Below are 8,774 nucleotides of genomic sequence, written 5' to 3' on the forward strand. Positions count from 1 at the left end.
TCCACCAGCCCCCGTTTCTAACGGGGCGGACGGAGGGCGACGGTTGAACGAACGAACACCGAACACCGACCAACGACCACCGATGCGAGGCGAGGCGGTGGAGCGGTGGTCCCCTGCACGCCCGGTCGGTGGCGGTGGGAGGCGGTGGAGGCTGTGGAACCCCCACGCGCACAACAGACAATGCCGCCTTGTGCACGTATTACTGTCTGGCACAGCCGCTCCCGCGTTACCTGCAAGGGCGGCGCGGCACCTCGCCACCTACCGCAGTTCTGCGGTACAACAGCGGTATGGCCCGCCGCACGATGTCGCACTACGCCAGCCGCGAGCGCGCCAAGGCGGCGTTCGATCTTCGCTCCCAGCGGCACTCATGGGGCGAGATATGCGAGCAGCTGGGCTACCGCTCTGTCGGTGCGGCGCAGACCGCCGTCAACCGGCATGTGACACGCAACCGTCGCGACAGCGCGACCGAGACGACCGTCGAGGCGCACAAGGCAGGTATCGAGCTGCGCACGCGTGCAATGAACCAGCGCTTCGTGGCGGCGTTCACGGCCAAGGACGACGACACCATGGTGGATCTCAACCGCGAGATTCTGCGCAATGAGTCCGAGCTGGCCAAGCTGGCGGGCATGTACGCGCCCGACCGCCAGGAGGTCAACGTGAACGTCACGCAGACGCCAGCCGCGATCATTGCCGACGCGCGCGAACGCCTCCTGGCCGTGGTGGACGCCGAAGTCGTTGAACTACCAAGCAACCAACACAAGGAGCTGACCGCATAACCACACCCACAAAGCGCGACGCCATCGAGGCGGCGATGAACATCGCCGACGACGTGGCGCAGGGCCGCCTGGACCCCGCCGCCCTGGACGCCGAGCTGGTGGCGGCGTGCCAGGAGGTGTGCGGCACCGTTGTCGGGCCGGACGATCCGCTCTTCGATCTACAGGTACAGATCGCGCGCGGTGTGCTCGCCGCTGGCGGTATCGCCCCCGACGAACTTGCCGAGTGGCTGGCGGTGCAACGCCGTCGTGAGAACCCCGACGGCGACACCGTTTTGCCGGCTGCGGACGGCCAGGGCGGCGCAGGAGCTGCCGAGGGTGCGGATGTGCTGACCGTGGCCGATTCGATCGCCACGGAGCCGCACAGCGCCGAATACGTCGCCACGCCAGCCGATGCCGCCGTTGGTCTGGTGGAAGTGCTGGTCGCCCCGGCGGCCGAGCCGGAGCCCCAACCGGAAACCAGCGCGGGGTGCAAGTGCGCATCCGCGCCGATCCACCGCGGCCCGAAGTTCGGCGGCACGGTGCTGGCCGTCGGTCGCGGCGTGCCGACCGTCAACGGTCTGCGCCCGTTGTAGGCACAGCGGTAGGCGCGCCGAATGGTGCTGCAATTCGGGCCATCTGGACCGCCTGCTGGCAACCCCTTGGCAACTTGGCCCTGTCTCGCGGCCAAGAGCGGGGGAGCGGTGGCCACGATCTGCGCTGGCCAGAGTCACTTTCGGCGTGTATCGCACAACCTGTCACCGCTTGATCGGATATCGAACGGCGGCCCAGATGGCTAGCCGAATCAGACGACTTCCGACGGAGATGTCAGTGGCACCTGATTGGCTTGCGGTCAAGGATTGGAGATTGACCCATGACGAACGAGTGCCAGGCTGACCCCAACGACGTTGCGGCATGCGCGATTGATGGATGCACCTACTCCGACCCGGAGGGATTCCTTGCGCGCGGTGGCATTAAGCGACTCCGCGAGTTCCTTACCGCCAACCCCGAACCCCCCGGGAGCGACGGTTATGGCTGTGGGTGCCGCAAGTGCACGGGATTTGAACGACCACTCTCTGCCGACGACGTTGAGACGGTGTTGGCCCACGTTTCGCCACGCTTGGCAACGCTCTACGGAATTGGCAAGGTCGACCTTCACAGCACCGAATGTGAAGGGTGCGGGGAGATCGCGCCGCAATTCACCGACTCGGCGGGCTCGACTGCCGGTGCGTTGGCGCGGCGACGATGCCCATATCACGACCATCTGCTGAAGGTCGTGGATTGTCCATAGTGTCTAGTAAATCTACTGTGGCACAACGCGTCTGATCGACACGCCGGTGCTGTTCTAGACGCCGTACCGGTGCATCGTGGGGTCGTACGGTTTGACGCATGACGACAACCTCAGTTGATCCGGCAAGCCGGTCGGCTTCGAGCTGGTCGGCGCTACTGGCGTCGCTCAAGGCGCGTGGCGCTCCAGACACCGATCCGCGTGTGGTTGAGTGCCGCCAGGGCCTGGCATTCCACCGTGTGCGACGCAGCGTCGAGCGCGATGCAGGCGAACTGTCCGCACCTGGTGTTGACCGCCTGGTGTCCACGCTGCGTCAGGCGGTGGCCCGATGATGCCGCGACGCCTGGGCCGCAGCCAGCCCGCGCCGCTGGCACCCTCCGGTGCACCGGCTCCGAAGGTCCGAGCTACCGACCAGGCCGAGCTGCGCGAGCGGCGGCGTAAGCGTCTACCCGTCCACTACACCGGCAAGAACTTCCGCCAGTCCGTCGAGGTCTGCGCCGTCTGCCGGTCGGTCGGCGTGGACGTCTCGCGCCTGCCCGCTCCGCGCGCCATGCGCAACGAGGTCGAAGCGGTGGCCGATGCCGTGGCGGAGGTGCTCTCGGTGGCGGTCGGAATGATCGCAGGCGACCGGCACCAGACCGCCGAGACCCGAGCGCGCACCGCACGGGCCGTCGCCGACCTGGCCGTGCGGCCTCGCGTACCGAACATCAGCGACGAGCAGATCATCTCCGGCTCCTGGGTGCAGGCGCTGGCCGATTGGCTAGCACCCTACGACGGTGACGTGGCCGCTCTACTCGCCCGCGCGTTGCCGCCGGGCCACGACGGCCTGCGCGGGAGTCCGTCGGCATCCGAGCGCATCGAGCGGGCACTACGCATCCTCGACGGCGCTGTGCTGGACCTGGAGCGTCGCGTGCCCAAGGCTGCTGCGCGCCAGGCGCTCCCGTCCATGGCCGACTACAACCGCCAACAGCGACAGCGTCACGACGCCGAACGTGCGCAGCACACCCTGGCCAAGCTGGGAGCGGTGTAGGGCCATGTCGGAGATGGCACGCCGATCCGCACCGGGCACCTGTCCGGACTGTGGCGGCCCATCGCTCCAGCACAAGGGCGATCACCACAAATGGCGGTGCACCGCCTGCGTGAACGCCGCAATCCGGCTGCATGAACCACCCAAACGCAAACCATTTCGCTGGCCCACCACCACGACCGAAGACACCACGACTATGGAGGCATCCCGATGACCCTCGGCACGCTGACGGGCGACCCCGCCCGTGTCACCACCCTTCCGCCGACGACCGGCACGCCGCCACCGCTCGGCACCCTGACCGCTGAGAACTCGGCCCTGCCAGTGCCGTTCGAGGCACCGCTGCTCAACCCCAGCCCGCAGGGCCTGTTCGCGGCCACTGTCTGGACCGACACCCCCGAAGGCGCGCCATCGCGGTTCCTGATCTCCGGTGTGGAGATGCGGGTGCACAACTTCGGCGGCGACGCGGCGTTCGGTGTCTGGGGCGCGAGCTGGTGCGCCAGTGCCGATGACCTCACCGAGAACGACGTCAAGGACGGTGTGCGACCGGCGTTCCTGGACACCTTCGCGCCAATGACGGTGTGGGCCTATGACGAGTGCGACCTCACCGAGCCCTCGCGCGCCGAGGTCGTTGCCCGCGTGCGCCATAACCTGCGCATGCGTGAGCAGGTGGCCGTCGAGCGCACGTTCGCCGACCGGCTGTTGAATGACGCGGGCACGCCCACCGCGGTGGGCGACATCGTGGCCGCGGTGGGGCAGCTGGAGGGCGAGCTGGCGCGCGCGAACACGCTCGGGTGCATCCACGCCAGCCCCACGCTGGTGGCGGCGGCGAGTGCGGCCAACCTGGTCATCCGCACCGGCGCCAAGCTGGTCACACCTCTCGGCCACACGTGGGTCTTCGGCGGCGGCTACGTCGATGGTCTGGACACCGCGCTGGTGGCCACCAGCCCGACATACGGCTGGCGCGACCAGGTGGCGGTGCGCGACACGATGAAGGTAGAGCACAACCTGTTCGTCGCCATCGCCGAACGCTCGCTGCTGGTCGCCTACGAGGCCTCCCTCGGAGCTGTCTCGATTACGGGGTAGGTGTCGGGGTCGGTCGTGGCGGCATGGCTGCGGGTCTCGTCCGACCGACCCCGACACCTTCACCACCAGTCACCAAACAACAGAAGGGAATCACCACCATGACGACGACCGCGACGCCGCGCGTCATCACCCGGCGCGACCTCGCCAAGAAGGTCACGGCCACCGAACTCGGTGAACTCGACGTATGCCTCCACGAAGGACTGCACTCCGTGGCCGTGGCGTTGATGGGCGGACAGCTGCGGGCAGCTGCGGTGACCCGGCCCAGCAAGACCCACGCGCATGCTCACGGCCTCACAAGTTTCGATCCCAGCATGAGCCGTGACCGCAACGCAGCGGTTGGGTTCGCCGGGCCGTGGGGTGACGCACGCTGGTTCGGCGGCACGCGCCCCACGCGGCACCTCCTCCAGGCTGCGCTCGACGGCGCATCACCGGAGGACCGTGCGCTGATGACGACACCGGGCGGCGCGGCCATTGCCATCAACCCCCAGCTCGCCAACCTGCTGGAGCGCTGTTTTCCCTCCGCGCTCGCGCTAGCCGGTCAGCTGTTCAGCCGAGGCGAGGTCCGGCACCGCGACGTGCTTGCCGCCCTTGGCCTGACGGAGGAGAACGCCGCCTTCGGCCTGGCGTCCATCCGTAGCGGTGCCCGACCCAACAGCTTCCGCATCGACGGCCCGGTGCGATTCTGACCCACCTTTAGGCAACTTCCCGCGGGCCTCGACGCGGGCAATGGATCACCAAATCCGTTCGACACCAATGACACCGACCGAGGAGACCAACCATGACCACCGCTGCACCCACCGCGACACCCGAGACCGCAGAGGACCAGATAGACGCCGCGATCCTGGCGGCCCTGACCCCGACCGGCACCACGCTGGTGGCCTGGCGCACGATCCGCCCCCAGCTGCCCGGCACCTGGTGGCAGCAGACCCGTGCGCTCACCCGGTTGTTCGAGTCCGGCGGGGTGTACGCCGTGATGATCGGCGGCCGAAACTACGTGTGCCTGGAGCACGGCCGCAGCGCGCCCGGCCCGGTCCTCGACCAGCCGCGAGAGCTGCGGGTGCTCTGATGGTGGCGGCCAACACCATTGCGCCCCTGACCGCGGCCCGCGCCCTGGCGGCGGTGCGATCCCGACGCCGACCGGCCAGCCCCGCAGAGCTGGCGGTGATGCTCGATCCCACGTTCGTGGTCACGCCGACGATCCGGTTGCTCTCCGATGAGCTGGTCCGTGCTGTGGCGGAACCCGACGCCCGCCTGATCGTGACCACACCACCGAGAACCGGGAAGTCGACCCTGGTTTCCCGCGTGTTCCCGGTCTGGCTGCTGATGCGCGACCCCGACGCCGAGGTCATCCTCAAGAGCTATGGCGACACCCTGGCCGAGGAACACTCCGCGGCTGCCCGGCGGATGATTGCCGAGCACGGCGACCTGCTCGGGTTCGAGCTGGCGCAGGATAAGAAGTCCATCGGCCGATGGCGTGTGCAGGGGCGGCGCGGCGGCATGCTCGCCGGTGGAATCCTGAGTGGCACCACAGGGTTCGGTGCCAACTATCTGATTGTCGATGATCCGGTCAAAGGCGCACAGGAGGCCGACTCCGACGCCTACCGCCGCCGCCTGATCGGCGAGTTCCGCGCCTCACTCATGACGCGATTGATGCCTGGGGGCAGCGCCATCTTGGTGCTCACCCGCTGGCATGAGCAGGACATTGCCGGGGAACTACTGGCCGAACCGGACAGTCGGTGGCGCGTCGTGAACATCCCCGCCATCGCCACCAGCGGCGTGCCCGACGCGCTGCACCGTGAACCCGGCGTCGCCCTCACCAGTGCCAACGGATTCACCCTGGAACGGTTCACCGAGATCAAGGCCGAGGTCGGTTCGCGGCAGTGGGCCGCGCTCTACCTGGGCACCCCCACCAGCCCCGAGGGCGGCCTGATCAAATCGGCGTGGATCGACGGCCACCGCCTCATCGCGGCCTCCCGCGGTCCCACGTTGACGGTCGTGGGCGTCGATCCCGCCGAGTCCGGCGAGGGCGATGAGACCGGCATCGTCGCCGGGTCGGTGGGCCGTGACGGCCAGATCGCGGTAACCCACGACATCTCGGCACGCCTGACCTCCGAGGGCTGGGTGAACCGAGCTGTGGAGCTGGCCGTCGCTATCGGTGCCTCGCGCATCGTGGTGGAGGGATACAGCGCGGCGACCACTTACGTGCGCCTGTTGCGGGAGGCCGTGCAGCGCAACGCCGCCGAATACCAGATCACGGTGAGCACCTGGCCGCCGAAGGGCCAGGCCCGCAAGGGCGACTCCCTGTCCCGGTCCCAGGGCCTCATCGCGGCGCTGGAGACCGGACGTTGCCGGATCGCGGGCCAACTGCCGCACCTGGAGGCCGACATGCTGGCCTGGGAGGCCGGACAGCATCAGCCGGACAGCGTGGCGGCGGCCACCATCGTCTTCGAGACCCTGGCCGCCAGCGCAGCCGGACAGGTCACCATCGCGACGCCGGATGCCAGGCGACTGGGCCAGCGCGGCGGACCCGCCACTCCCGGCAGCGACGCACAGGTGCTCCCGTTCGGCAATCCCTTGGCGCGCCGCCTGGACCGGCGAACCTCATGACCGCCACCGCATTACGGCGGTGCCGCCCAGCGTTTGATCGCCCGGTGTGCCGGGTGCGGAGCTGTGCCTACGCCGATCCCGAAGGCCGCCTGGCACGTGCGGCCCGCGCAGAGCTGCGCACGATGCTGGCCGCACCGCCCCAACCGCTAACCGACATTGAGGCTGGATACGCGGTGCGCCACGTGACCGACCGCCTGGCGGTGCTTCACCACCACGGTGCGGTAGCCCTCGGCGGGCTGACCGACTGCGGCGAGTGCGGGCAGTGGGTGCCGTCGTTCCACGCCGCAGATCCGGCCATGCGGGCGGCGCTGGAGACCGGGCGCTGCCCGCAACACCCCTAGTCAGGCCCGTTTGGCGGCTGTGCGCCGCCGTGGCGGCCTGTCCTCGGCTGCGGGTGCAACGGCCTTGACCCGGCGGCGTTCGCGCGTATGCACGGCGCACAGCGGTGCAGTTTCGGTGGAGGTCAAACGCTGCCGAGCGTGGAAGCGAGCAACTCGGCGAATCCGAAGTAGAGGTGGCTGAGACCGACGATGGACAGCAGCGCGGCGTACTTGTAGTACGCCTCGTGAAACGGGTCAGCCGTAAGGTCGTCCAGCTGTGCCCTCGCATCGCCGAAGTGCAACGAGTCGCCGTAGTTGAACGTGCGGATCAGCGTTTCGGGATTGACGTTGCCGTAGCTCACCGGGTTGTCCAGCGTGGCGTTGCCCGCCTTGAGCGCCGTCAACGTCTGGAGCGTGTGGTTCATCAGCTCGCCGCGTGCATCCTTCCATTGCAGCACAACGCTCTTGGCCGCGTCCCGCTGCTCATCGGGCAGGGTTTTCATTGCTTTGAACAGGGCGTTGTGTGCGTTGGTGAAGCAGGCAGGCTCACCATCGTTGTGGATCTGCCGGAACAGCGCCGACGCACCCAAGAAGCTCTCGTCGCTGGGGTAGTCGGATACCTGGAGATGCCACTCGCCGTCTTCGGTGTCCTTGTAGCTCCGCAGCCTGGTGTCGTCGTTGATGATGCTGAACTTGGCCAGCCGCAGGCACATCTCGATGAAGCGCAGCACGCTGTCGCGGTCGTCGCCTTGGATGCTCAGCTGCGGGAACGCGCTGGGGTCGGGTAACCCAAATACGTAGTCCAATTTCTCCCAGTAATGCCGGAACCCCTTTGCGCCGTCCTTGCCGAATCGCTGTAGCGGTGGATCGAAGCTCAGCTCGCGGGGATGGATGGTGTCCTCGACCGGCTTCATGTCGAGCGTCAGTGTCTCGCTGGTGAGGTTGACGGTGCGCTTGGTGAGCTTGAAGAGGAACTGGATCGAGGGCGCTCCCGGCGGTGCGTCCTCGTCCGGCGGCCATTCCATCGACAGGTACTCGGACTCGGACACCTTGCGCGGGGTGAGCGGGCCTTCCGGGCTCTCGGGGTCGGGTGGCTCCGGTGGTCCCATCCACCGCGACTGCTGCCCCTTGGCTGCACCGGTTCGCGTCGGTTCGCGCCGAGGCTTTGGCGCGCGCGGGGGAGCGTCGGCCGGTCGGCGGCGCTGTGCTTCCGCGCGCTGTTTCTCTCGCTGCTTGAGGCGCTTCTTGTCGCCCTTCTTGCTCACGGGTCAGAAGGTACGCGGCCGGGCAGACAACTCCGACGACCCGACACCGTGTGTTCGAATGCATGTTCGCCAGGTTGCCGCCAAGTTGCCAAGACGCGCACATACAGCGATGCACAGCGGACTACGCAGTTGACACAATCAGTGCACCTACCTGCACGTATGTGACGCAGTCGAACACAGGTGCACTATCTCCGGTCCCTTTACACACCAGCGGTCGCAGGTTCGATACCTGTCGCGCCCACCAAGTTTTCCCAGTTCAGACGGACGCGATGCCCGTCGCGGGCTGGCGCTCACGGCAGTGGTGCAGAACTCGCGAGGACTGCGCCGAGATCTGCGTGAGCGTTGTAGATCGCGCCTTGCATTCAGGCGGTCGCTGCAACGAATGTGGAGGGGTCTGAGAGTAATCGGTCGAGTTCTTCGGCGGGGGTACGC

10 protein-coding genes are annotated in these 8,774 nt (G+C 67.8%); 9 read left to right on the forward strand and 1 reads right to left on the reverse strand.

The window, feature by feature from the left end:
* Nucleotides 1-287 precede the first annotated feature (287 nt).
* From ACZY0X_RS29480 to ACZY0X_RS29520, 9 genes are all read left to right on the forward strand, one after another.
* Nucleotides 288-776, forward strand: a complete 489-nt coding sequence (locus ACZY0X_RS29480) for a hypothetical protein (protein WP_463775446.1) — start codon at nt 288-290, stop codon at nt 774-776.
* A gap of 35 nt (nt 777-811) precedes the next feature.
* Nucleotides 812-1,348, forward strand: coding sequence for a flagellar hook-length control protein (locus tag ACZY0X_RS29485; RefSeq protein ID WP_463775447.1), 537 nt, complete (start codon nt 812-814; stop codon nt 1,346-1,348).
* Nucleotides 1,349-2,141: 793 nt separating this feature from the next.
* Nucleotides 2,142-2,372: a hypothetical protein gene (locus tag ACZY0X_RS29490; protein ID WP_463775448.1), complete on the forward strand. Its 231-nt coding sequence runs from the start codon at nt 2,142-2,144 to the stop codon at nt 2,370-2,372.
* Nucleotides 2,369-3,070 carry a hypothetical protein gene (locus tag ACZY0X_RS29495; RefSeq protein ID WP_463775450.1) on the forward strand — a complete coding sequence of 234 codons (702 nt, stop codon included), beginning with the start codon at nt 2,369-2,371 and terminating at the stop codon, nt 3,068-3,070. The genes ACZY0X_RS29490 and ACZY0X_RS29495 overlap by 4 nt, the downstream gene beginning before the upstream one ends.
* Nucleotides 3,071-3,361: 291 nt before the next feature.
* Complete coding sequence (locus ACZY0X_RS29500) at nt 3,362-4,150, forward strand: hypothetical protein (protein WP_463775469.1); 789 nt, start codon at nt 3,362-3,364, stop codon at nt 4,148-4,150.
* A gap of 98 nt (nt 4,151-4,248) precedes the next feature.
* Nucleotides 4,249-4,836: a hypothetical protein gene (locus ACZY0X_RS29505; protein WP_463775451.1), complete on the forward strand. Its 588-nt coding sequence runs from the start codon at nt 4,249-4,251 to the stop codon at nt 4,834-4,836.
* 92 nt (nt 4,837-4,928) lie between these two features.
* The gene (locus ACZY0X_RS29510) at nt 4,929-5,216 is read left to right on the forward strand and encodes a hypothetical protein (RefSeq protein ID WP_463775452.1); all 288 of its coding nucleotides are present in this window, start codon (nt 4,929-4,931) and stop codon (nt 5,214-5,216) included.
* Nucleotides 5,216-6,757, forward strand: coding sequence for a terminase large subunit domain-containing protein (locus tag ACZY0X_RS29515; protein ID WP_463775453.1), 1,542 nt, complete (start codon nt 5,216-5,218; stop codon nt 6,755-6,757). The genes ACZY0X_RS29510 and ACZY0X_RS29515 overlap by 1 nt, the downstream gene beginning before the upstream one ends.
* A gap of 53 nt (nt 6,758-6,810) precedes the next feature.
* Nucleotides 6,811-7,098, forward strand: a complete 288-nt coding sequence (locus ACZY0X_RS29520; protein ID WP_463775455.1) for a hypothetical protein — start codon at nt 6,811-6,813, stop codon at nt 7,096-7,098.
* A 122-nt stretch (nt 7,099-7,220) separates the two neighbouring features.
* On the opposite strand, the gene ACZY0X_RS29525 is transcribed toward ACZY0X_RS29520, so the two are convergent.
* Nucleotides 7,221-8,342, reverse strand: a complete 1,122-nt coding sequence (locus ACZY0X_RS29525) for a hypothetical protein (protein WP_463775456.1) — start codon at nt 8,340-8,342, stop codon at nt 7,221-7,223.
* Nucleotides 8,343-8,774 lie beyond the last annotated feature (432 nt).

This window comes from Mycobacterium sp. IDUB_39, assembly GCF_055419205.1.

What these genes read in the sequence shown, in the direction of transcription:
- ACZY0X_RS29485 (WP_463775447.1), top strand. Translation starts at nt 812, where the DNA reads ATGAACATCGCCGACGACGTGGCGCAGGGCCGCCTGGACCCCGCCGCC.
- ACZY0X_RS29510 (WP_463775452.1), top strand. Translation starts at nt 4,929, where the DNA reads ATGACCACCGCTGCACCCACCGCGACACCCGAGACCGCAGAGGACCAG.
- ACZY0X_RS29515 (WP_463775453.1), top strand. Translation starts at nt 5,216, where the DNA reads ATGGTGGCGGCCAACACCATTGCGCCCCTGACCGCGGCCCGCGCCCTG.
- ACZY0X_RS29495 (WP_463775450.1), top strand. Translation starts at nt 2,369, where the DNA reads ATGATGCCGCGACGCCTGGGCCGCAGCCAGCCCGCGCCGCTGGCACCC.
- ACZY0X_RS29490 (WP_463775448.1), top strand. Translation starts at nt 2,142, where the DNA reads ATGACGACAACCTCAGTTGATCCGGCAAGCCGGTCGGCTTCGAGCTGG.
- ACZY0X_RS29480 (WP_463775446.1), top strand. Translation starts at nt 288, where the DNA reads ATGGCCCGCCGCACGATGTCGCACTACGCCAGCCGCGAGCGCGCCAAG.
- ACZY0X_RS29505 (WP_463775451.1), top strand. Translation starts at nt 4,249, where the DNA reads ATGACGACGACCGCGACGCCGCGCGTCATCACCCGGCGCGACCTCGCC.